Here is a 24,578-nt window from a genome sequence, read left to right as displayed (position 1 = left end):
AAAATAACTTTACAGGACGCTTAATACCTATCAGTCTGATTGACTTAGGCATTTTTGTAAATTTTGCAAAACCTTTAACGTTGCATCATCCATATCCAACAGTGGCATGTGCGCCATGTTTTGCCATTGCGCCCACATCGCTTCAGGAACCAGCTGTTTGACTTGCTCACTCATTTGTTGCATTAACGCCGCTTGTTGCGCCAATCTGTTCGGATCAAAACAACCCGTTTGAGTAGATTTTTCATGCTCAATACGTTGGTAATCTGCTCGTTCACTGGCTAAAATCATACCGTGATAATCCACGTCAAATACCCATATTTTATTGTGCAAATCCTCAATGTAAGATGCCAACCACACACTCAAAGAAGGCGCAATCCAGCTCACAGGCTCACCATCATTCGCCAATAAAATTACTTGTCCATATTCCCCACCTTCCGCAGGGTCCAAATCCAACATCAAGTAATAACCATTGTCATCGGCAAATGGCAGCCATTTTTCCGACCAAAACACAGGTCGAACACGAGAGTCATGTGCCAAATCATCTTCTTCAAACTGTGCCAAACCTGCATCCTTAAAGTCTTGCCACACCGCAACCACACGCTCCAAACTCAGCCATTCATAGCCTGCCAACACATAAAAATACTCGGCCACAGAAACATTGTCACCATTGTAAACTTGGTAAAGCGCTTTGAAGTCTTCAGGCAACACCATGTCCATCTGTTGTGCCGCCGCATCCAAACACTCTGGCGTCACGCCTAATTGAAAGCAATCCACAGCCACCATATTGTGGCTGGCTTGGTGGATGGCTTGATACAAACGCTCTGCCAAACTCAACATATCTTGCCTTTTCATATGATAAAAGCGCCCTGTAAAGTTACAGGACGCTTCTTAATTACTATTTTAATCTTCGCGATCAGCAGCAACCACTTTGTAAATGATCGCACCCAACACCGCCCCGACAATAGGCGCCACCCAAAATAACCACAATTGACCCAATGCCCAACCGCCTTGGAATATCGCCACACCCGTAGAACGTGCAGGATTCACCGAAGTATTGGTCACTGGAATGCTGATTAAATGGATTAAGGTCAAAGCCAAACCAATGGCAATCGGTGCAAAATGTGGCTGAGATGCTTTAGAAGTCGCACCTAAGATAATGATGATGAAAAATGCAGTTAACACAATTTCAATCACCAACGCCGACAGCATATTGTAGCCATTAGGTGAATGTTCGCCATAGCCATTACTGGCAAAACCAGAAGCAGCCGCATCAAAACCCACTTTGCCAGAAGCAATCAGGTATAACACACCACCTGCGGCAATCGCACCCAAAACTTGTGACACAATATAAGGCAACAACAATTTGCTATCAAAACGCCCACCCACCAACAAACCGACTGAAACAGCAGGGTTAAAATGGCCACCCGAAATACCACCCACAGCATAAGCCATGGTCAAAACAGTCAAACCAAACGCCAAGGATACACCAGCAAAACCAATGCCCAACTCAGGATAAGCCGCAGCCAAAACAGCTGAACCACAGCCACCAAACACCAGCCAAAAAGTTCCTAAGAACTCCGCAAAATATTTGCTCATATTGCCTCCTAGATATATTTTTATTGCGTATCTGTCCTTTGTAAATGGACTCTATACGCATTGCTCTATCCAGAAGACAAGCCATGTTACACAGTCACACTCACAGGTCTTTGACCATTACTGGTCCACTCACTCCACGAACCAACATACAAAGCACCATCACCCAAGCCCGCATGTTTTTGTGCCAACAAATTCACACAAGCGGACACACCACTGCCACATTGATGAATCAAAGGTTTATTGTTTGCCCATGGCTGCCACAAAGCCTTCAACTGCTCTTGGCTAATAAACAAATGTTGCCCATCCAAATTGCGTTGAAAAAATACGTTCGCCGCACCTGGGATATGCCCTGATACTTTGTCCAAAGGATGTGGCTCCCCTGCATAACGCTCTTCACTGCGAGCATCAATTACCACCGCCTCTGCCATTTGAATGTTGTGCTCAATATCACTGGCAGTTTTAATGTGCAACAAGCTTTCTTGTGGTTGCCAATCGGTGGTCACTGGTTTTTGAGGCGCTACATTGCTTAAGGTTCCACCTTCTCGCAGCCAAGCGGGTAAGCCACCATTTAATACCGCCACTTGCTCATGTCCTAACCAACGCACCAAAGCCCAAGCCCGTGCTGCAAACATCGTACTGCCTTGATCATATGCCACCACTTGTACACGTTCTTGTAAGCCATGATTGCGCAACCAATGCGCCAAATGCTTGCGCTCAGGCAAAGGATGACGACCATTATGACCACTGACTTGACCAGACAATTCACGCTCTAAATGCAAATAGAATGCGCCTGGAATATGACCCAATTCATAAACCTGCTGTCCAAACGTCGCATCATTCAAATCAAAACGCACGCCTAATAGTAAAACAGGTTGATTTTGTTGCTGTATTTGTTGTAATTCTTGGGCGCTGATTAAAGTGGTGTACATCGTGCGACTCCTTGAAAAAAGGGAAGAGATGCCAAGACAAAATCTTGGCTATAAACCGATGACTTACGCTAACTCAAGCCATCCTCTTTGTCTAGTTTATTTAAATATCAGTACTTCATCCAAGCAATAAAAAAGACAGGAAATCCCCTGTCTAAAATTTTTTTATTTCAATGCTTTTTTATTGTATTGGCATGCTCGAATCAGCAAAGTCTCCAAACCTGTTCCAGGTGGTGGATACACCATTTTGGCGCGGGCATTGTCCCATTCTTTAACCACATTACCAACCACATCACGCGTCATGTCTCTCACATATTTAAGTTGACCTTTTTTACAATCAACATCAAATAAGGCAATTTCAGCACAAGTATTCATTCGGTATTTACTATGACATTGCACCACATCGGTTTTGACCAACATCGAAGCAGGATAACCGGCCTGAAAATGTTTGGTATCCATAAACGTTTTTTGTCCACGGCCATCATCATGAATAAATTGCCATTTACCACTGTCTTGATATTCGCTTGACGCAGCTTGCGCCGCACCAAAACACATGGTCAAAATCACAACCAATATCCATTGGTTGCTTTTGATTAACTTCATTTTTATGCCTCTACAACCTCAAAACTGTGAGTGACTTTGGCAGCTTGACCCAACATAATCGAAGCTGAGCAATATTTATCCGCAGACAAACTCACCGCTTTGCCCACAGCTTCTTCACTCAAATTGCGACCGACAACAGTAAAATGAATATGAATCTCGGTGAATACTTTAGGCACTGTTTCAGCACGCACCGCTTCCACACGCGCCTTACAATCCACCACATCTTGACGCTGCTTTTGAGCAATGCTCACCACATCAATACTTGAACAACCTGCAATGCCCATCAACAACAATTCCATTGGACTGGCACCGCGCTTTTCACCTGCCGTAGCGCTGCCATCCATCACCACAGTGTGACCGGTTGCATTGCTTGCTACAAAACAATTTCCATCTACCCATTGAGAGGTAATGAACATGTAAAGCCTCTTTTCTTTCTTTCAATCAACTGTGATGAATCGGCTCGGGTGAAACCAAAATACCATCTTCATCACTGTACACATAATGCCCTGGCACAAAATCCACAGCACCAAAACTCACCGTCACATCCACTTCGCCCACACCATCTTTAGCACTTTTGCGTGGATTGGTGCCCAATGCTTTCAAACCCATTTCCATGCGATTGATAGCCACACTGTCACGAATCACACCATAAATAATCACGCCACCCCATTGATTGTCACACGCCGCTTGTGCAATTTGGTCACCCATTAACGCACTTGCCAAAGAACCACCACCATCTACTACTAAAATATCTCCGTTACCTGAACTGTTGGCCAAGATTTTGACCAAGCCATTGTCACGAAAACAACGAACGGTACGGGTGCGGCCTGAAAAGCGTTGGTGTTTACCATAACGCTTGAATTGTACTTCACAAGAAGGTGTTTCAGGTGCCAAATCAATCAAATCAGCAGTTTGTATGGCTTGTTCTAAGGGCATAATCACTCTCCAATGAGCTTCCAATATGGTATTCAAAACAGCGAAGCGGCATTTAATGATGCAATGCAAGGTCAAATTTTTGCATGAACCCACACACAAAGTAAAGGCGTCCTGTAAAGATGCCTTGAAAATCAAATAGATTGCTAATAAGTAGAAGAATAACGCCTAGACAAATTGATAGGATGGGTATTGAAATGGCGTAAATATCGATCAAATACCATCGCCACATTGCGAATTAAAAAACGACCTTTGGGTGTCACATCCAACCCGTCACGATCAATGCGAATCAAACCTTGTTCTTCTTGTTGCAATAATTCAGGCCACTCTTCTGCAAAATATTGTTGAAACAAAATGCCATACTGCTCTTCAAATGGTTCAAACAACAAACTCGATTGACACATCAACGTATGAATCACCCCTCGGCGCAAAATGTCATCAGGTGTCAATAAAAAGCCACGCATGGTCGGCAAACGACCTTCATCAATGCTTTGATAATATTGCTGCAAATCTTTTTCGTTTTGGACATAACTGGCACCGATTTTACCAATACTAGACACGCCTACCCCAACCAAATCACAATCGCCATGAGTGGAATAACCTTGAAAATTGCGTTGCAAGCGACCTTGTTGAAATGCTACTGCCAATTCATCCGTCGGTTTGGCAAAATGATCCATACCAATGAACACATAATCTTGCTCAGTGAGCCAATTGACCGCCCATTGTAAAATGTCCATTTTTTCCTTGCTTGAAGGCAAATGAGCATCGTCAATGCGCCGTTGTGGCATGAACATGTGTGGCATGTGCGCGTATTGGTAAAAAGCCAAACGATCGGGATCCAATTCAATGACTGTTTGCAACGTTTTTTGCATCGAAGCCAAACTTTGATGCGGCAAACCATAAATCAAATCCACATTCACCGAATGAAATTTTGCCGCACGCGCCGCCTCAATGATGGCACGAGTATGCTCTACCGATTGCACACGATTGACCGCTTTTTGCACCGACTCATCAAAATCTTGCACACCCACACTCAAACGATTAAAACCCAATTCACGCAATCGATACACTGTTTCTACCGATATTTGGCGCGGATCAATTTCAATTGAATACTCGCCACGTTCACTCAACTGAAAATGGCGCTGGATGTGTTCCAAAATTTGTGTCAATTGCGTCGCTGTTAAAAAAGTCGGCGTGCCACCACCAAAATGCAATTGAGCCAATTGGTGTTGACCTTTTAAATGGTTGCCAATCAAATCTAACTCACGCCCCAAATACGCCACATATTCATCTGCGGTCGCCACATTTTTGGTCACAATTTTATTGCAACCGCAGTAGTAGCAAACCGTATCACAAAATGGAATATGCACATACAAAGACAATGGTCGACTCAAAGCCCCTGCCTGCCTTTGATGCAAGGCTCGCAAGTATTGTTTGGGTCCAAACTGCTTATCAAATCGCTCTACAGTGGGATACGAGGTATAACGAGGACCATTTTTAAATAATTTTTCAACCAATGGTCGGTCAAAATCTACTGCTGTATTTTTATAAGTAAACACTCGAAAACCTATCTATATATCATGCTCATACATCATTTAATTAAACAATATCGTGCCACTTTTTATGCCAAAGCGGTTTAGCCTATATCAACATAAACCATCTGAATCATTTTTTTTTGATTCACATCAGGAAATGGCTGAAGTAAAATGATGTGTAGATTCCAAAATATATAAAAGCTATGCACTTCAAATAGCTCGTACAACAAAGTAATAAAGCTTTTTCAACCTTAATTTGCTCATTTTGTTGCAGCCTTTTTTTTTAATTATTCACTTTATGAAAAGTCTCTGAATGCAACTAAAAACTTTGTGCTCCACCTGCTCTTTGCGCGAACTGTGTTTACCAGTAGGTTTAAATCCAGAAGAAATCACACAATTAGATGCTGTGATTCGCCAAAGCCGCCGCATTAGGCGTGGTGAATACCTGTTTCGAGCAGGTGAACCCTTTTCTGCCTTGTTTGCCATTCGCATAGGCTTTTTCAAAAGCGTCATTGCCAGCCAAGATGGCCGTGACCAAGTGACTGGTTTTTCTATGTCTGGCGAGTTGATTGGCTTGGACGGCATTTCATCAGGCGCCCATACCTGTGATGCCATCGCCCTAGAAGACAGCGAAGTGTGTGAATTACCATTTGATCGTATGGAAGATTTGACCCAAGAGATTCCATCGCTGCAAACACATTTTTACCGCTTGATGAGTCGTGAAATTGTCCGAGATCAAGGTGTGATGTTGCTTTTAGGCAACATGAAATCGGAAGAACGCATTGCTGCATTCTTATTGAATTTATCCCAACGTTTACAAAAACGTGGCTTTGCTGCCACCGATTTTATTTTGCGCATGTCACGCGAAGAAATCGGCAGTTACTTGGGCTTAAAACTGGAAACCGTCAGTCGCAATTTGTCAAAATTCCATCAAAGCGGTTTGATTGATGTGGACCACAAACACATTCGCATCAATGACATTCACAAATTAAAAGACATGGTCTCTGGCTGTGTTCACCAAACACCATAAAACAAACAACTATATCAAGCGTCCTGTAAACTTTACAGGACGCTTATTTTTTTAATGTGCCAAAACCGATTCCACCTTAAAACCACGCTCACGCAATAACACAATCAAACCATCCTTCCCAAACAAATGTGCCGCACCGACGGCCACAGTCGTTGGCTGTTGTTTGAAATGACGCTCCATTTTAGGCATCCACGCACGATTGCGCTGTGCCAATAAATCCTCATACAAAAACGCCTGCCAAAATGATTGATCTTGCGCAGCCAAATAACGCACCGCTGCTTTTTGATCTAAAATTTCTTGTACAAATGGGCGGCTGTTTTCATGTTGATATAATTGCAATAATTTCAATTGTTCTTGCAAAGCAGGCTCGTAATGTTGCAAGCTACTGTCCACACCACGCAATAAAACCGCTTTAGGAATCTGCATAAATGCCACTATTGGCTCTAAAGTTTCCAATGACAATACCGCTTTTTGCTGCTTTTTAGCTGCTTGATTGAGCAAAGCATCCACACCATATTCGATGCTGTATTCTGCAAAATTGTAATCGGTCACCATCATCATATAAGCCATCCATGGTGCAATGTGCGCATCGCCATCCAAAACCACTGCGCTACCATGTTGACTCAGCAAACGATTTAAAGCCGCAACACGCTTTTCGCCCCAATGTGCATGCAAAGACTTTTCATCATGTATCATCGCCTGCAAAGCCATCACATTGGCAATACCATCCACCCCTTGCCAATCCTCTTCTCTAGACTCCACCACCAACAAACGGCTGTGCTGTAAAGCTTGTGCATAATCTGGATGTAAAGTGCTGCCTTTTTTACCTGTGTGTATCGTTCCGATTAAATAAGATGTGGTTTGATTCGGTGCAGTGACTTGCCACACAAAACCACCATGAGCATCGTTTGCCCATGCAATAGACACATTCCAAAAAAATAAAAAAATACCCAATAAAAATAAATGCCATTTTAATAAACAAGTTTGCCTAACTCTATTCACGCTTTCTCTACTTTCTGTTTATTGATGTAAAAATATGCAACCTAAACCTTGACTCTGCCATATCTAAACCCATATGGGATACATCAAGTAAACCTATTACAGGAGTGTTCCATGCGTTTTGAACAATTGACTCAGCGTTTCCAACAAGCCTTACAGGACGCCCAAAGTTTAGCGATGCGCAATGATAACGGCTATCTGGAAGCGGTACATATCTTAAAAGTATTATTAGACGATTTTGACAGCGGCAGCCAGTCGCTGTTGCAGCAAGCCCGTGTCGATGTGTTGCGCTTACAAAATGAAGCCCAACAAATGATACACAGTTTGCCCAAAGTCACAGGTCAAGGCGGTCAATTATTGCCTAGCCGTGAGCTACAAAATATTTTGAATTTGATGGACAAAGCCGCTGCCAAACGAGGTGACACATTCATTGCCAGTGAATTGTTTTTCTTAGCAGCGTTGCAAGAAAAAGGCAGCTTGGGCAAATTACTCAGTCAAGCTGGCGCCACCGAAGCCAATATCAACCAAACCATAGACACCATTCGTGGAGGACAAAGCGTGGACCATGCCAATGCCGAAGACCAACGTGAAGCTTTGAAAAAATACACTTTGGATTTAACCCAACGCGCACGCGATGGCAAACTCGACCCTGTGATTGGTCGTGACGACGAAATTCGCCGTGCCATTCAAGTTTTGCAACGCCGCACTAAAAACAATCCTGTGTTGATTGGTGAACCGGGCGTGGGCAAAACCGCGATTGTCGAAGGTTTAGCACAACGCATTGTCAATGGCGAAGTGCCCGAGTCTTTGAAAGGCAAACGCTTGTTGGTATTGGACTTGGCGAGTTTGATTGCGGGCGCGAAATTTCGGGGTGAGTTTGAAGAACGTTTGAAAGCCGTTCTGAACGATTTAGCCAAAGACGACGGTCAAACCATCATTTTCATCGACGAAATCCACACTTTGGTTGGCGCAGGCAAGGCCGATGGCGCGATGGACGCGGGCAATATGTTAAAACCAGCTTTGGCACGTGGCGAATTGCATTGTTTGGGTGCGACGACTTTGGACGAATACCGCCAATACATTGAAAAAGATGCCGCTTTAGAGCGCCGCTTCCAAAAAGTCATGGTCAATGAACCGAGCGTAGAGTCAACGATTGCGATTTTACGCGGCTTAAAAGAGCGTTACGAAATCCACCACAAAGTCAACATCACCGACCCTGCGATTGTGGCCGCAGCCGAATTGTCAGCGCGCTACATCACCGACCGCTTTTTGCCAGACAAAGCGATTGATTTGATTGATGAAGCAGCGTCTTTAATCAAAATGGAAAGCGAATCCATGCCCGAAAGCATGGACAAACTCAATCGCCGCATCATTCAATTGACCATTGAAGAAGCGGCCTTAAAAAAAGAAAACGACGATGCCTCTAAAAAACGTTTGGATTTAATACAAGAAGAATTGCGTGATTTACAAAAGCAATTCTCTGATTTAGACGAGGTTTGGAAAGCTGAAAAAGCCGTATCACAAGGCTCTGCCGGCATCAAAGAGCAAATTGATCAAATCAAAATCAAAATGGCGCAATTGCAGCGTGAAGGCAAATGGGAAGCGGTCGCCAAATTGCAATACGAAGAATTGCCTAAATTAGAAGCACAGTTACAGGCCGCTGAAAACAGCCCCAAAGGTGAAGAAGGCAATAAATTGTTGCGCACCGAAGTCGGTGCTGAAGAAATTGCCGAGATCGTCAGCCGCATGACTGGTATTCCTGTAGCCAAAATGATGCAAGGCGAGAAAGAAAAATTGCTGAATATGGAAGCGGTATTGCACCAACGTGTGGTTGGGCAAGACGAAGCGGTAACGGCTGTGGCCAATGCCATTCGCCGTTCACGCTCAGGCTTATCCGACCCAAACAAGCCTTACGGCAGCTTCTTGTTCTTAGGTCCCACTGGCGTAGGCAAAACCGAGTTGTGCAAAACCTTAGCAGGCTTTTTGTTTGACAGCGAAGAACACTTGATTCGCATCGACATGTCCGAATACATGGAAAAACACTCGGTTTCGCGCTTGATTGGTGCGCCTCCGGGCTATGTCGGTTACGAAGAAGGCGGCTATTTGACCGAACAAGTGCGCCGCAAACCTTATAGCGTGGTGCTTTTGGATGAAGTGGAAAAAGCGCATCCTGATGTGTTCAATATTTTATTGCAAGTATTGGACGATGGTCGCTTGACCGATGGACAAGGCCGCACCGTAGATTTTAAAAACACCGTCATTGTCATGACTTCCAACATCGGCAGTGCCAACATTCAATTGCTCGGCGAGCATGCAGCATACGAAGACATCAAGTCTGCCGTCATGGATGATGTGAAAGTGCATTTCCGCCCTGAATTGATTAACCGTATTGATGAAGTGGTGGTATTCCACAGTTTGGGACAAGCGCAAATTCGTTCCATTGCAGGCATACAATTGAGCAGCTTGCGCAAACGCTTGGCAAGTTTGGATTTGCATTTGCAAATTGATGATGATGCTTTGGATGTTTTGGCTGAAGTTGGTTTTGATCCTGTGTATGGCGCACGTCCACTCAAACGCGCGATTCAAGCACAAATTGAAAACCCATTGGCACAAAAATTGTTGTCAGGCTCATACGCCCCAAACAGCACCATTTTGATTTCTGCCCAAAATGGTCAATTGGTATTTGGATAATATTGGATAAACCAAGCGTCCTGTAAAGTTTACAGGACGCTTATATAGATGATAAGTACCATCAAAAAAAGACGCTGTTAGCGTCTTTTTTATTGATTCCATACATCATGCTACGCGTTGTTTTTTGCCATTGACACTGGGCTTAAGCCATTGCTTACGCAAATAATGCGCAGCCCTACTCCAAACCACATAACGACCCGCATCACGCCAATCTGCATCTTCCAAATCCACACCTAAAGGCAAACTCGCTTCTTTGATGTGATTCAATACCACGTCCAATTGATTTAGCAATGCTTCAGATTGATTGGTAAATACTTTCTTCGTGCGCATTTGCTCATTGGCTTCCACCAATTGCTGAATGTGCTCAAATGCAATATAGTCCACCACTTCAACCAAATCATTGGTTTCAAATCGCAAAGCAGTGTTGGTATCCGATATATTCAATACATATGCCGAAGATTCCTCAACCAAGCGTCCTGTAATCAAAGCCAATAATAAATGCTGACGGATTAATTCACGATTGCGGTTAATGCTATTTCTTTGCATCACTTCAATGGTATCGTTACTGCCATCAATATGCAGATGCAACAAAGCCTCTTCATCAAATTTAAACTGACGGTAGGCATTCAAAAACTCAGGTAGCTCTACCCATTCGTCTAAATAACATGTACTGGCATACACAAACTGCACACTGCGCTCACCATGGAAAGAAATTACTTTTGCAGTTGGCATACTTTGTTGCACACATTGCGCCAACCAAACAGCCACCAATTCATTTTTCTGAATATTGTCTTCACACAGCAAACATGCACTCTCATTGATGCTGTATTGCGTTGTCAACATATCGCCTAATGGTCGAATCAGTGTTTCAAATTGCTGATTCAAATTACTCAAGGTCAAACCACCAAGATGTTGTACTTGTTTTTGATCCAAAGCAGTGATGCGCAACTCAAACACTTTGCTTAAGATATCAGGATTGGTTTGAATAACCTCTCTCGCTGTTTGCGCTGAAATTTCATCAGCGTGACTTTGCCAAGAACCTTGTCCAATAAAATTCAACAAAACGTTGAAATTAGAATTACTGTCTAAACCTTTGGTCCATAATTGATGCAACTCAATTGCGGCGGCATCCGTCTTCGCCCGAATCACATCCACAAACAATTGCAAGCTGGCTTGATTTGGCTTCAAGAGATAACAGCTTTGAACACTGTCACTGATGCGATGAAACCATTTTTCTTGCTGTAAACTTAAAGACTGATTCAGTTTTTTTTGTGCTTGAGTGGCATGACTTAACCATGCTTCAGCGGCATTAGACAATTGCTGTTGTAAATTCAATAAATAAGGCTGCATACCTAAAATCAAACGTTCGGCAAACACATTGGCTTTATAGTGACAACGATGCATGAACAAATCACTCATTTGATTGGCCACTTCTTCAATCGAAACCTCAGTTTCAATTTTTGCACGCTCTGTCCAATCACCACGTTGCCATTGCCCAGACATACTTTCCCACCACGCCGCGCCAGTTTTAACCTGCTCAATGGATTTTTCTTGCTTAATCAAATAATTGTGATGGTCTTGAACATAATGAATGATTAAACTCTCAATGACTGATTTCAAGGTACTTAAACCGCTTTGTCCTTGCTGCCATGATTGCCAAAAATGTTTTTCAATTTTAGCAATATACGCTTTAGACATTTTATTTAAGCGAATATCGGAATGGTCGTAATACTTTTCAACGCCTTTTTGACGAAATTTAGTATCATAATAACTGCGAAAATTGGTTGCAATGAATTCAGCTTTATCATGCCAACTGTCTTTTCTGTGCTCCAATTCCAATAAAACTTGGCGTTTGTATTGATCCCATTCATTTTCAATACTGTGTAACTCACCCAAAACCATATTGCAACTATCAGCATCTAAACACAATTGCTCACTGGTTAAAATAAAACCCAATTGATTCAAAGCTTCTAAGCTGTATTGCTCTTGCTCAGCACCCTTACCTTGGCTTAAAGCAGTCAATAATTTTGCTTGGCATTTGAGCATTAATAATTCTTCTAAAGCCTCCACATCAAAGTCCAATGCAATTTCAAGCATAGAAGCAAAGCGTGGTAGTAACTGCATACTTTTAGCGGTACTGCCTTGAAAAATCTTATGCCCCTCTTGACTCAAACTTTGACGCAAAGTCCCATAATCATTGTGCTCGACATTGGACAACTTCAACAAAGCATCTATTAATTGCAAAGTTACCGTATTGCTTTGCGCCTCTGGATATTGCTGTAAATAAGCAATGTCCCATAAAGGTGCATCATTAGTATAAGCATTGCCAGTACGAATATCCGAGGGCGTCCATTTACCTTGGCTTAATTGACTTAATTCAGTCACCGCAGCCCCAATAACCGCGGCTTGCTCAACCGATAAGTCATCCATCTTCGGCAAGAAAAATACAGGATAAAAGTGACAATTAGGATATTGCTGCTTCAAACCAAACAAACAATCTACCCATACTGCATTGGCAAAAGAATCCACCATATCAATAAGCATAACCACACTGTCAGGCTCAATGGCATTGTCTCTCAAACTAGAAGCCACACAACTCCACACCCAATCTTGATGTTGAGAAAACAACACCCGTGCATAACGACGTGACACCTTAAAATCTGCAAACGGAATTTTTTTCTTTTGAGCTGGCTCATTATCTAAGAATGGTAGTAATTGCTTTAATAAAGTGCGTCTTAAATCCACACAATACGGTTGCCACAAAAATAGACCATCAGTAGGTACAAACTGATTTTGGCTACTGCAAATACGCACTGCTGCATAAGAACTGTTTGCTACGGGAGCAGCCATTCCATCTAATTCACTAGAAGATTTAAACAAATCCCCCAATCCAATAATCAGCTTCTTTTCAGCATTCATTTCACACTCTCCGAATCACGGATGGATCACCTTCAAGACTTTTCATGTTATACAAAGCAATGATAATTTGCATGGAATAATATATAGATCTCAATTGCATCGATCTAATCAATAAACAGTTGCATAATATGCAATTCAATGTAAACTCACAAGCCAAAATCATAAAAACAATGACCATCACACCATGATTCAATGCCCATATATTGATTCCACCGAATAATAGGCCAGACATAAAATAATCATTTTAAATTAATAAATTAAATGGGATACTCACCTACATCTCTAATATTAATTAGTAAGTTAAACAATATAAAAGTTTCCATCATCAAAACTTTTCCATGAGCGTTATTGAATGTCACGCGTTGATTAACGGTATTTTTAAATTTTAAATTGTTTAAATTTTAATGACTTAAGTATAAATTAGGTGAATTTATGCACTTTACCGATTTCTTTGACCAAACATCTATCAGCCACTATAAAAAATTACATCTTATTTTTTTATTTAACTTACTATTAAGTGGCATTCTGTTTTTCACAACTTATTTGCTGTGGCAATTTCAGTCCGCCTGGTACATCATGCCGCTGTTAGGCATAGTCATGCAGTTTTTATATGCTTATTTTATTTGGCAACAACAAAACCAATTTCAACGACAACAACAACATTCATTAGCACAACAACAGCAATATGAAATGATGTTTCAAAACATCAACAGCGGACTGTTTTTACTAGATAGAAACCACCATCTAAACCAACAACACTCACGCCATCTAAATACCCTGCTACACCAATCTGAATTGCGCGGTAAAAATATGGTCGCAGCCTTACGTCCCTTCATTTCAAAAACAGAAGTGCCTTTGATTGAGCGCTTTTTGCAACAATTATTTGACCCTACTATTTCACTTCACTTATTACAAGAACTCAATCCATTAAGCCACATAGACTTACACTTCACCGACCAAAACACTGGCACACATATCTCAAAGTGCTTAAGCTTTCACTTTACACGTATTTATGAGCAACAAGACATTACACACATCTTGGTGACCGTCAACGAAATCACCCTAGACTCTCAAGTCGATAATGTCATGCCTCATGCTATTGATACACATACTCAGTTTTTACTGTCACTGATTTACTTAGATACCAGTTCTCTACAAAACATCATTGCACAAACCACCAAACATATTGAAGCCTTATCCTATCTTTTAAAACAAGAATGTAGCCGTCCTGAAGCTTACAAACTACTCATTCCAACTTTATTACAACACACTGAACAATTGCAACAAATGGCAAATCAATACGAATTAACTGTATTGTGCCATTTACTGGATGAATTTAATTTACAACTACTCGATTTAAAACAACAACATTATTTAAACCGCACCCATTTTCAGCCGCTACTTGTGTTAACCCAGAGACTACAAAATCTTGTCCATCTGATGGAACAAATTGATGCCCGTTTTGAGGCTTTAAAACAAACACCTCAAGAAGCGCATTTGGCATCCGAACCAACCAATTATTCTATGGAACTGGCTTGGCAAGAAGATGATCAACTTCAACAATGGCAACACGATTTGGCGAACATCGCTCAACACAATCACAAAAGCATTCACTTAACGTGCCCATCACATTTATTTCAACATCTTCCTTTGCAGTTGGCTTATAAATTACAAGACTGCGCATGGTATTTGATTCAATATGCAGTTATGTATCGGATTGAAGAACCTCTTTTGCGCGAACACCAAGGCAAAAATTCATTAGGGCAAATCACCGTCTCTTTCACCAGCACAGATTCACAACACATTTTAAACATCGAAGATGATGGTCAAGGCATAGATTTTGACGCCATTACTTTATATGCAATGGACTTGGGCTGGCTTGCAGAAAATCAAACTTCGCCTATAAATTCAGAACAATTGTTACATTGTCTTTTTGAACCTGAATTTGCGCCATTGTCTGCCATCAATGCAGCAAAAAATGCACAAAGCTTATATAGTTTACGCAACTGGTTAGATGAAAAAGGTGGTCAAATCAACATTCAAACTGAAAAAAATACTTGGACTTGTGTCACAATAAAACTACCAAAATCATAGAATCACTCAGGCAATTCTTTCATGTAATATGCAACTTTTAAAAAGGACTCTAATCTAAATATTCAATAAGCATACATACTTAAGCATCAAAATCACATTTCGAAACCTATCAATTAAAAAAGAGGGGGGTCTCTGTGTTTGAGCATAAAATCATCTTTACAGGTCCCGTTGGCTCAGGAAAAACCACACTCATCAAAGCTTTTAGCGGTTCTGATCCTATCTTAACCGAGGTACGCGCATCTGATGATGTATCCAAAATCAAAGACCAAACCACGGTTGCCATGGACTATGGTTCCGTCATTTTAGATGCAGAAACCAAAGTACACTTATATGGCACGCCAGGTCAAAAACGATTTGATTTCATGTGGGAAATTCTCAGCCGTGGCAGCATGGGTTTGGTCATATTGATCAATGGCAGCGCAGAAAAACCATTAGAAGACTTACATTTTTATTTGTCTGCATTCAAAGATTTGATTATCGAGCAAGATTTGCCTGTTGTGGTTGGCATCAATCAAGTCGACAAAGACAATCCCATGCCCAATCGCAGCGATTACAAAGGCATTACTGAGCAATTTCGCATCGGCATTCCTGTTTTATTAATGGATGCGCGCGAAGAACGTGAAGTCAGACGCTTGGTAATGACTTTGCTTTTTAGTTAGATTTTTTCATTGATCTCATGACAATACAAAATCACAATCACATCAGCAACACCATTATTATAAAAAAAGCGTCCTGTAATCTTTACAGGACGCTTTCATCATTACAATGCTAATTAAGCATTGCCTTGAACCGCTTCACCTTGTGATTGGTACATGGCTTCAAAATTGATTGGCGCCAACATCACAGGTGGGAAACCTGCGCGGGTAACCGTTGTAGAAATGGCTTCACGTGCATACGGGAACAAGATGTTAGGACAAGCCACGCCCAACAACAAATTCACATCTTCATCATCAATATTCGAAATGCGGAAGATACCGTTTTGAGTCACTTCACTCAAGAACATGGTTTTGTCTTCTGTCGCCAACTTAGCCGTCACTGTCACAGTCACGCTCACGTTGTAAAAACCTTCTTCAATTTTATCGCCACGCGTTGCAATTTTCATTTCAACTTCAGGAGACTCATTGGTCAAGAAAACTTGAGGTGCATGAGGCACTTCCAAAGACAAATCTTTGACATAAATTTTTTCGATGCTGAATACTGGTTGGTTTTCTTCTGCCATTTTCGTTTTCCCGTTCTTTAAAAAATCATTCGCCGTTTAATAAGGTGGCCAATTGACCTGCTCGATTGAGCGCATTCAAACTGTCAAATCCACCCACATGGGTTTCGCCGATAAAAATCTGTGGCACACTGCGTAAGCCTGTGACTTCTTGCATGTATGCGTATTGTTCAGCATCTCTATCAATTCTCACTTCTTCTACTTCAGTCACGCCATATTGTGCCAATAAGCGTTTTGCCATCACACAATATGGACAATATGAGGAAGTGTACATGGTCACTTTTTGCATCACACTTGCTCCATCTTTCAATATGGCATCAAGATAGGGACAATTGTCTCAAAATGCAAGTACTGCATCTGTGATTATTGTGCCAAATCCATAATTCTCATTGCCAAGGCATCCAATTGCTCGGTGGTGTGATTCGCTTCAGGACCATTGATAAAAATACTCAAGGCAATGGTCTGTCCACGTTTGTTCACTCCATAACCTGCCAATGCCTTAACCCCATTGAGCGTACCCGTTTTTAAAAACAATTGACCGCGCATAGACTGTAAGCGATTGCGCAAGGTTCCATCTATCCCCGCAATAGGCAAACTTTGTCTAAAAACCGCTTGCATCGCACTTTGGTCTATGTGTTTGAGCATGTCACTCATACTGCGAGCGCTGACTCGCTCAATGCGTGACAAACCTGAACCATTTTCAACGACCCAAGCTTTGGTATCCCAAGGAGCTTGAGTTAAGCGCTGACGCAACACACTCAAAGCTTGAGCGCCATCACCTTGGTTTTGAGGATGTGCCAACAAGACCAATGAACGTGCAATCACATTGTTAGAATACTTGTTCATGCGGTTGACCATCTCAGACACAGGCAAAGATGCATGTCGGCTCAATACTCTACCAGCTGGAATGGGGCTTTGGCTCACACTAAAAGTTTGTGCACCTGTACCACCCAAGCTTTGCCACAAACCTAAAAATGCCTTGTGTGCATATTCCGCTCCAACGACACCTTTGCTATACAATTGATTCTGAGCACAAGCAGCAGTCACATTGCCTCGCAGCACAATCACATTGTCAGCCGACCAGTCGCTTTTCAAACGGCGTTTGAGCATGCCACAAGCACCATTGCCCACACGGCGCACCAAATCATCATTGACCGTCACATGGGCCAAAGGAGGATGAACTTGCCAACGTGCTGCTTCATTGGGTGAATATTGCAGCCACACGACATGGTAATTGAGCATGTGCGGATGTGGATTGACCGTAAATGCGGCCTCACCATCATCGTTGAAATTCAAAGCCGTAGGAATGTTTTGCCACAAGCTTTCGTCCAAAACCAATTTGCCTTGAATATGACGTATGCCTTGCGCTTGCAATTGCTTCATCATACCCAACACATCTTCTTGATTGAGCAAAGGATCACCACTGCCACGCCACACCAAATCGCCTTTCAAGACGCCATTTTCAATTGGAGCGCGACTGTGCCAATAAGTGTGGACTCGGTGCTGCGCACCCAAAACATTCAAACTGTGCCAAGCCGTTACCAACTTCATGGTCGAAGCTGGATTCATCAGCGCATCAGCTCGGTGCTCCGCCACGACTTGTTTGGTTTGTACATTCTGTGCAAAGACAGCCACTTCATCGGCACGCAAAGTACCCAAATTCAAAGCCTGTGCCCACATCGGCATCAACAAGCACGCTAACAAACCTATTTTGATTGTTTTCTTCTGTAACATCCATCCCCCATTAAGCATCTTGTACATCCACATCCAAAGCAAAACGCCACTGGCTTTGATGCGGCATCGCATGCAGCAAAGCGGCCTGAAACAATCGTCCTGCTTTGTGTAAAGATTGTCGCGATGGCGCTTGTAAAAAAATTTGTGCGCGCTCACGCTGATTCAATCTGGCCATCAACATCGGTACGGGACCAAATGCGCTGACATCTTCAGGCAGCTCTATATTTTCTAAAATCTGCTCTAATAAATTTTGTGCCATGTCCATTTGTGGTGCATCCACTCGCACCGCCAACATGTGGGCAAACGGTGGGAATTGGTAAGCTTGTCGCAACGCCAATTCTTGATTGGCAAACGCTGCATAATCTTGCTTCACCAAAGCATGAAACACGGGATGCTCAGGCATTTGCGTTTGCAACAACACCCGACCTGCGGTTTCGGCTCGACCTGCTCGTCCTGAAACTTGCAACAATTGCGAAAACAAATGTTCAGGCGCACGAAAATCACTGGAATACAAAGCGCCATCAGCATTCAAAATCACCACCAAATTCAAACGAGCGAAATCGTGCCCTTTCGCAAGCATTTGCGTACCAACCAACACATCAACCGCATCGGCTTGGATTTTCTCATATAAATCGTGCCAATCTTGTTTGCCGCTGGTGCTGTCTCGATCCACTCGCACAATGCGAGCATGTGGCAACCATTCTTGTAAGGCCTCTTCTATTCTTTGCGTACCTTGCCCAAGCGGTTTCAGGTCGGTATCGTGGCACTCACTACAAAACGGTGGTACAGCTTGGCGCAAATCACAATGATGACAACGCAATTGATTCTGTCGTTGATGCCAAACCAATTTTGCCGAACAATTGGGACAATCAAACGTATGCCCACAAGAGGTACACGCCAATACAGGCGCAAAACCACGGCGGTTTAAATACACCAAAGACATACCGCCTTGTTGCCAATTTTTCAGCAATGCTTGTTTCACGGGTTCAGACACGCCATGTTCCAACGGCAAACGACTGACATCTAAAATATGTACCTTGGGCAAAGTCGCTTGGCTATTGGCTCGCATTGGCAAGGACAACAATTGAAAACGCGCCGTTTTGGCATTGTTCCAAGACTCTAAACTGGGTGTTGCGCTGCCCAATACAATGGGACAAGACGCTTGCTTGGCTCGCCACAACGCCACATCTCGCGCATGATAACGCAATTCGTTTTGCTGTTTGAATGAACCATCATGTTCTTCATCCACCACAATCAAGCCTAAATTGGGCATGGGCGTGAACACGCTTAAACGCGTGCCAATAACCAAAGACACCTCGCCTTTCATCGCCCGCACAAAATCTTGGCTGCGTACGCCTGCAGCAGTTTGACTGTGTAATACCGCCGTTTCATAACCATAAAACCGCTCTTGCACACGGGACAATAATTGCGGCGTCAAATTAATTTCAGGCAACAACATCAACACTTGTTGTCCCTGCGCCAATACTTGCGCCATCACTGCAAAATACACTTCGGTTTTACCGCTGCCTGTAATCCCATGCAGTAAAAATGCTTGAAATTGGTTCAACGTTGCCACGATGGCGGTTTTGGCTTGTTCTTGCGCTTCATTGAGCACAAATTCAGTCGCAAAACCCATTTTCAAAGGCGTGTCGCGCACATCCAGATAGCCTTGTGCTTCATATTGCGCCAACTGTGCTGCCGCTTGTGGATGGATTTGTTTCAATTCTCGCAGTGACAGACATTGACTGTGTAAAGCTTGCCACAATGCATGTTTTTTATGGTGGCTCAATGAGGGTTCTTTGACTGCGGTTTTGCCTGCTTCATTAAAGCGATACCAACGCTTGGTTTCTTGCGCCACAAAACCCTCTTTATCACGCAAGCCTTGTGGCAATGCCGCCCCCACAGCTTGACCCAAAGGGTACAAATAATAACGACTGCAAAAATCCATCATCTCACGCCAATGACGGCTTAAGGGCGGTACGTCTGCCAATACTTCCAATACAGGCAACACTTTGGCGGCATCAAAATCCAATTCTTCCACTTGCGCCCACACCACACCAACGCTGCGACGATTGCGAAACGACACCACCACCAAAGTACCCGCAGGCAACACAGTTGGATGAGAATAAGTAAACAAGCGCTCAAGCGGCACATTGATGGCGATTTGGTGCCAATACATCGAATTGAACTTTCTAACAAAATTACAACAAAGGTCCTAATAAACGCACCACGTTTTCAAGCAGGCGTGATGGCACAGAACGGTGTTTCCAAGCTTGCGCATCGACCAAAATACTGTCTTGCAAATAATGCTGTTGTTGTGCTGCCAACACACGAATATCTGCCACGCTGTACAAAGCCAAGGTCAATTCCAAATTCAAATAAAAGCTGCGCATGTCCATATTGACCGTACCAAAGAAAGCGACAGATTCATCAATCACCACACTTTTGGTGTGTAATAAACCGTCCTGAAACTGAGCAATGTGTACGCCGCTGTCGAGCAATTCTCGAAAATAAGCCAACGACGCATGGCGCACCAAAAAAGAATCGACCTTCGCTGGCACAATCAAAAAAACCGATACCTTGCGCCTTGCGGCTGTGGTCAATGCCAATAACAAAGCATCATCTGGTACAAAATAAGGCGTACTAATGACGATATTGTGTTGGGCCTGATACAACGCAGCAATCAAAACATCATAAAAAACCGTGTGAGATTGGTCTGGCGCGGAAGGAATCAGTTGTATGAGCGAACCTGTTTTCTGTAAACGCTGAGTGGCCAATTAAACAAAATCACCACGGTTGCGCCACCAATTTTGCACTTGTAATAAGTCTTGTTGCCGCTCAACTGCCACATCTGCATAAAACATTGCCAATAAATGCAATACCACCGCCCCTTCGACCCTCACCACCATATCGACCCATTGTCCCACATCCGAGCTTTGTTTGAAGACTTGTGAATCCACCAAATTGTAACTGCCTGTATACGCCACATGCTCATCGACGACCAACATTTTGCGGTGGTTGCGCAAATCACTGCGTACCAATAAAGTTTTTAGCAAGCCCACAGGCAAAGATTGATGCAATAGCACGCCGGCTTGACGCAAACGTTCATACCAAGCCGATTTGAAAAACGATGCGCTGCCCAAACCATCTGCCATAATTTCACAATGCACCCCTCGTTCACGTGCAGACAACACCGCTTCTAAGACATGCGCCACCTGACCTTTGGGTTCAATGATATAAAACATCAACACCACAGTTCTTTGCGCCTGATGAATATCGACCACCATGGCAGCTAAAATGGCATCTGTTTGATTTAAAAACTGACATTGATGACCGCTATTGACAGTAAACCCCGTAGCATGACTGGCTATATCGCTAATGGATTGCCAAGGAGATGGTAATACCGCTCGTGGTAAACCATGCGCCACATATTCGCGGCTGAAATCTTGATAAAACTGTGTCAACTCTTGCTTGCGTCGCAGCCTTGCTCGACCCAAACGGGTTTCGCCCACCAAAAAATACGCCACTACGCCTACCACTGGCGTCAAAATCAACACAACCAACCACGCCAAAGCCACGCCCGTTTTTTTCTGAAAATACAATACCCGCAGCGCACAAATCAAAGTCGCCATCAAATGCAACCACAATAAGATTTCAGACCAAGACGTGGCTGTTATCATGGCTTTAAAGCTCGATATTCAAAAACAAACGTGCTTTGATCTTGATCGGGCAATATGATCGTCACCTTGCCATCATGTTCAAAACTGCTTAAGACGCTGTCCGATACAGCGGCTGCCAAATAATTACCATGCGCCTGTGATGGCAAAGCAAAACGATTGTACTCATCAAAAACCAATTGTATGCGGCAATCATTTTCACAAAAAATATTTTGATCTAATACCATCAATAATTGCGCAGGTTCACCCTCTGGCACCGACAAAACCAGTTTGGCTTGTTTGAACATAGAAAATTCGTTTTGCAATTGTGTCGAGGCTTGCATATATTGCGGTGTCGGTGCATACATTAATTGGCTAGACTCCCACGCACCCATTTTAGGTTGGGCACTGTGCACGATACCCTCTTGTGCGTCTGCTTGTTGCATTTTGGCCATTTGTGCACGCTCTTGTGCTTCTTGTCTTTTTTCGGCTGCATCTTGTCGCGCAAAATGCAGCCCCACCAACCCGCCCAATAACAATACCACCAATACCGTCACCGGTATCCAAAACGGCATACTCGACTTCAAACCCGAACCGCCACGCACTCTAGCGGCGACTTTGATACCCATTTTATGGTTGTATATCTTGCGCATTTTAGGGTCAATCAAGCAATTGCGCGCTTGCATCAAAACAGTTTCTTCCACATCACCACGCTGGCGTGCCAAGCGAATCGCCTTTTCCACATCCATCGATGTGGCATTGCTTTCAATGCCTAAAATCTCATAAAAATTCTGCATACTTGTTCCCCTGACAATTCCCAACCAATAATGGTGTCAGCATTCTAAACGTGTAAAAAAGTGTCCTGTAAACTTTTTACAGGACGCTTGAAACATGATGCAATCAATCGTGGTAAGCACGCGACAATTGGTGCACTGCATCAATTAAAATCTTCGCATGTTCAGGCTGAGTAAATTGGTTGATGCCATGTCCCAAATTGAACACATGCCCCGAACCCGTTCCAAACTCCGCCAAAATACGTGCCACTTCTGACTCAATCAACGCAGGCGTACCAAACAAAGCAAAGGGATCGAAATTGCCTTGTAATGCCACTTTATCACCCACGCGAGCGCGCGCTTGAGCCAAATTGACCGTCCAATCCAAACCCAAAGCATCGGCACCGATGTCTGCCATTTTTTCAAGCCACAAACCGCCGCCTTTGGTAAACACAATCACTGGCACTTGGCGACCTTCAGATTCGCGTTTCAAGCCCGCCACAATTTTTTGCATATAACGCAACGAGAAGTTTTGATAAGCCGTTTCACTCAACACCCCGCCCCAAGTATCAAAAATTTGTACCGCTTGCGCACCTGCATCAATTTGCGTATTCAAATAAACGATAACTGAATCAGCCAATACATCCAACACGCGATGCAACAAATCAGGACGCTGATACATCATGGTTTTGATAGTGCGAAATTCTTTGCTAGAGCCGCCTTCAATCATATAACACGCCAAAGTAAACGGGCTGCCTGAAAAACCAATCAATGGCACTCGCCCATTCAAGGCTTTGCGGATGCTGGAAACGGCATCGGTGACGTATTGCAGTTTGTGCATGTCCATCACTTCCAAAGCCAAAACATCGGCTTCGGTTCTTACAGGACGCTCAAACTTAGGACCTTCACCTTCAGCAAAATACAAACCCAAGCCCATCGCATCGGGAATGGTCAGGATGTCTGAAAACAAAATCGCCGCATCCAAATCAAACCGTTCCAAAGGCTGTATGGTGACTTCGGTTGCCAATTCGGTGTTTTTACACAAAGACAAAAAGTCACCCGCTTGCGCACGTGTCGCACGGTATTCAGGCAAATAACGACCTGCTTGGCGCATCATCCACACTGGTGTGTATTCCACCTCTTGCTTTAACAAAGCACGTAAAAACACGTCGTTTTTCAATTCGGTCATGTCCACCATCACAAAAAATTTTTAATAAGATGCCTGATTATAGCCAAAGATGGTTTAATAATGGCTGAGTTCACACAAAGATGTTGATAGAAAATCCAAACTTTGTTCAGACACATGTCTCAAAATGCCTGACTCAATGTGTCACTTAACCCGATTAGGAGTATTGTTATGAGCAGTCATGAACCCAACCCTTCTGAATCCAAACCATCGAGCATCAGTTTAGACAAACATCAAAGCGTCACACCCACGCCTGAGCCGTCCCAAACAACTTATCAAAATCCGCCTCATGACCCAAGCAGCGATTCAGCCGAAGCGCGTCAATATGTGTTGATTATTTACATTTTGTTTGCCATTGGTGTGGTCACAGGTTTGAGCGCCTTAATCGGTGTCATCATGGCATATGTCAAACGCAATGATTTAGAAAGCACCGTGTATGCTGACCACATTACCTTTTTGATTCGGACATTTTGGATTGCTTTTGCCGCGTCATGCGTGGGTTTCATCACCACGCCCATTATAATTGGCTTGTTGATTTTGCCTTTGGTATTTGTTTGGTATGTGTATCGCTGCATCATGGGTTTTATCAAATTCAACGAGCGCAAACCGATAGATCCTTTGGCTTGGTGGTAAATTCCCATTTTATTAACGCCAACAAAAAAGCGTCCTGTAAATTACAGGACGCTT

At 43.2% G+C, this 24,578-nt stretch carries 22 protein-coding genes; 5 read left to right on the top strand and 17 right to left on the bottom strand.

Annotated elements, in window-relative coordinates; all coding sequences use genetic code 11:
* Positions 1 to 30 precede the first annotated feature (30 nt).
* The 7 genes from ADP71_RS02160 to hemN form a co-directional block, all read right to left on the bottom strand.
* Positions 31 to 852 (bottom strand): SMI1/KNR4 family protein, encoded by an 822-nt coding sequence (locus tag ADP71_RS02160; protein ID WP_104931385.1) that lies wholly within the window; start codon positions 850 to 852, stop codon positions 31 to 33.
* 48 nt (positions 853 to 900) lie between these two features.
* Positions 901 to 1,596: an aquaporin Z gene (gene aqpZ / locus ADP71_RS02155; protein ID WP_019957313.1), complete on the bottom strand. Its 696-nt coding sequence runs from the start codon at positions 1,594 to 1,596 to the stop codon at positions 901 to 903.
* Positions 1,597 to 1,682: 86 nt separating this feature from the next.
* A complete protein-coding gene (locus ADP71_RS02150; protein ID WP_104931384.1) occupies positions 1,683 to 2,525 on the bottom strand; it encodes a sulfurtransferase in 843 nt (280 codons plus the stop codon).
* 162 nt (positions 2,526 to 2,687) lie between these two features.
* Positions 2,688 to 3,125 (bottom strand): hypothetical protein, encoded by a 438-nt coding sequence (locus tag ADP71_RS02145; protein WP_019957311.1) that lies wholly within the window; start codon positions 3,123 to 3,125, stop codon positions 2,688 to 2,690.
* Between the two features lie 2 nt (positions 3,126 to 3,127).
* On the bottom strand, positions 3,128 to 3,541 hold the full coding sequence (locus tag ADP71_RS02140; protein WP_019957310.1) for an OsmC family protein: 414 nt from the start codon (positions 3,539 to 3,541) through the stop codon (positions 3,128 to 3,130).
* Positions 3,542 to 3,566: 25 nt separating this feature from the next.
* A complete protein-coding gene (rraA, locus tag ADP71_RS02135; protein WP_104932360.1) occupies positions 3,567 to 4,061 on the bottom strand; it encodes a ribonuclease E activity regulator RraA in 495 nt (164 codons plus the stop codon).
* Positions 4,062 to 4,204: 143 nt separating this feature from the next.
* A complete protein-coding gene (gene hemN / locus ADP71_RS02130) occupies positions 4,205 to 5,617 on the bottom strand; it encodes an oxygen-independent coproporphyrinogen III oxidase (protein ID WP_019957308.1) in 1,413 nt (470 codons plus the stop codon).
* 289 nt (positions 5,618 to 5,906) lie between these two features.
* On the opposite strand from hemN, the gene fnr reads away from it, so the two are divergent.
* Complete coding sequence (gene fnr / locus ADP71_RS02125; protein ID WP_104931383.1) at positions 5,907 to 6,623, top strand: fumarate/nitrate reduction transcriptional regulator Fnr; 717 nt, start codon at positions 5,907 to 5,909, stop codon at positions 6,621 to 6,623.
* Between the two features lie 51 nt (positions 6,624 to 6,674).
* Here fnr and ADP71_RS02120 read toward each other — a convergent pair whose 3' ends face one another.
* The gene (locus tag ADP71_RS02120; RefSeq protein ID WP_171460853.1) at positions 6,675 to 7,625 is read right to left on the bottom strand and encodes a TraB/GumN family protein; all 951 of its coding nucleotides are present in this window, start codon (positions 7,623 to 7,625) and stop codon (positions 6,675 to 6,677) included.
* Between the two features lie 111 nt (positions 7,626 to 7,736).
* Between ADP71_RS02120 and clpB the strand changes: the two genes are divergently transcribed.
* On the top strand, positions 7,737 to 10,313 hold the full coding sequence (clpB, locus tag ADP71_RS02115; RefSeq protein ID WP_019957305.1) for an ATP-dependent chaperone ClpB: 2,577 nt from the start codon (positions 7,737 to 7,739) through the stop codon (positions 10,311 to 10,313).
* A 105-nt stretch (positions 10,314 to 10,418) separates the two neighbouring features.
* On the opposite strand, the gene ADP71_RS02110 is transcribed toward clpB, so the two are convergent.
* Complete coding sequence (locus ADP71_RS02110) at positions 10,419 to 13,232, bottom strand: hypothetical protein (protein WP_019957304.1); 2,814 nt, start codon at positions 13,230 to 13,232, stop codon at positions 10,419 to 10,421.
* A gap of 597 nt (positions 13,233 to 13,829) precedes the next feature.
* Between ADP71_RS02110 and ADP71_RS02105 the strand changes: the two genes are divergently transcribed.
* Positions 13,830 to 15,326 (top strand): hypothetical protein, encoded by a 1,497-nt coding sequence (locus ADP71_RS02105; RefSeq protein ID WP_171460852.1) that lies wholly within the window; start codon positions 13,830 to 13,832, stop codon positions 15,324 to 15,326.
* Between the two features lie 134 nt (positions 15,327 to 15,460).
* Positions 15,461 to 15,985: a GTP-binding protein gene (locus tag ADP71_RS02100; protein ID WP_019957302.1), complete on the top strand. Its 525-nt coding sequence runs from the start codon at positions 15,461 to 15,463 to the stop codon at positions 15,983 to 15,985.
* Positions 15,986 to 16,098: 113 nt separating this feature from the next.
* Here ADP71_RS02100 and secB read toward each other — a convergent pair whose 3' ends face one another.
* The 8 genes from secB to hemE all read right to left on the bottom strand — a co-directional run bounded on the left by secB (position 16,099) and on the right by hemE (position 23,894).
* Positions 16,099 to 16,545 carry a protein-export chaperone SecB gene (secB, locus tag ADP71_RS02095; RefSeq protein WP_019957301.1) on the bottom strand — a complete coding sequence of 149 codons (447 nt, stop codon included), beginning with the start codon at positions 16,543 to 16,545 and terminating at the stop codon, positions 16,099 to 16,101.
* 25 nt (positions 16,546 to 16,570) lie between these two features.
* The gene (grxC, locus tag ADP71_RS02090; protein WP_019957300.1) at positions 16,571 to 16,831 is read right to left on the bottom strand and encodes a glutaredoxin 3; all 261 of its coding nucleotides are present in this window, start codon (positions 16,829 to 16,831) and stop codon (positions 16,571 to 16,573) included.
* A gap of 74 nt (positions 16,832 to 16,905) precedes the next feature.
* The gene (gene dacB / locus ADP71_RS02085; RefSeq protein WP_158667064.1) at positions 16,906 to 18,276 is read right to left on the bottom strand and encodes a D-alanyl-D-alanine carboxypeptidase/D-alanyl-D-alanine endopeptidase; all 1,371 of its coding nucleotides are present in this window, start codon (positions 18,274 to 18,276) and stop codon (positions 16,906 to 16,908) included.
* A 10-nt stretch (positions 18,277 to 18,286) separates the two neighbouring features.
* Complete coding sequence (locus tag ADP71_RS02080; RefSeq protein ID WP_019957298.1) at positions 18,287 to 20,455, bottom strand: primosomal protein N'; 2,169 nt, start codon at positions 20,453 to 20,455, stop codon at positions 18,287 to 18,289.
* 22 nt (positions 20,456 to 20,477) lie between these two features.
* Entirely contained in the window at positions 20,478 to 21,053 is a 576-nt protein-coding gene (locus ADP71_RS12940; protein WP_216604028.1) for a phospholipase D-like domain-containing protein, read from the bottom strand.
* Positions 21,054 to 21,956: a phospholipase D-like domain-containing protein gene (locus tag ADP71_RS12935; protein ID WP_216604026.1), complete on the bottom strand. Its 903-nt coding sequence runs from the start codon at positions 21,954 to 21,956 to the stop codon at positions 21,054 to 21,056.
* Positions 21,953 to 22,729 carry a hypothetical protein gene (locus ADP71_RS02070; RefSeq protein ID WP_171460851.1) on the bottom strand — a complete coding sequence of 259 codons (777 nt, stop codon included), beginning with the start codon at positions 22,727 to 22,729 and terminating at the stop codon, positions 21,953 to 21,955. The genes ADP71_RS12935 and ADP71_RS02070 overlap by 4 nt, the downstream gene beginning before the upstream one ends.
* 103 nt (positions 22,730 to 22,832) lie before the next feature.
* A complete protein-coding gene (gene hemE, locus ADP71_RS02065; RefSeq protein WP_104932359.1) occupies positions 22,833 to 23,894 on the bottom strand; it encodes a uroporphyrinogen decarboxylase in 1,062 nt (353 codons plus the stop codon).
* Positions 23,895 to 24,062: 168 nt separating this feature from the next.
* Between hemE and ADP71_RS02060 the strand changes: the two genes are divergently transcribed.
* Positions 24,063 to 24,524 carry a DUF4870 family protein gene (locus ADP71_RS02060; protein WP_019957294.1) on the top strand — a complete coding sequence of 154 codons (462 nt, stop codon included), beginning with the start codon at positions 24,063 to 24,065 and terminating at the stop codon, positions 24,522 to 24,524.
* The last annotated feature ends 54 nt before the right edge of the window (positions 24,525 to 24,578 follow it).

This window comes from Vitreoscilla sp. C1 (genome assembly GCF_002951955.2).
In the GTDB taxonomy this organism is placed as follows: Bacteria; Pseudomonadota; Gammaproteobacteria; order Burkholderiales; family Neisseriaceae; genus Vitreoscilla; species Vitreoscilla stercoraria.
This window is presented reverse-complemented; position numbering and strand designations above follow the sequence as displayed.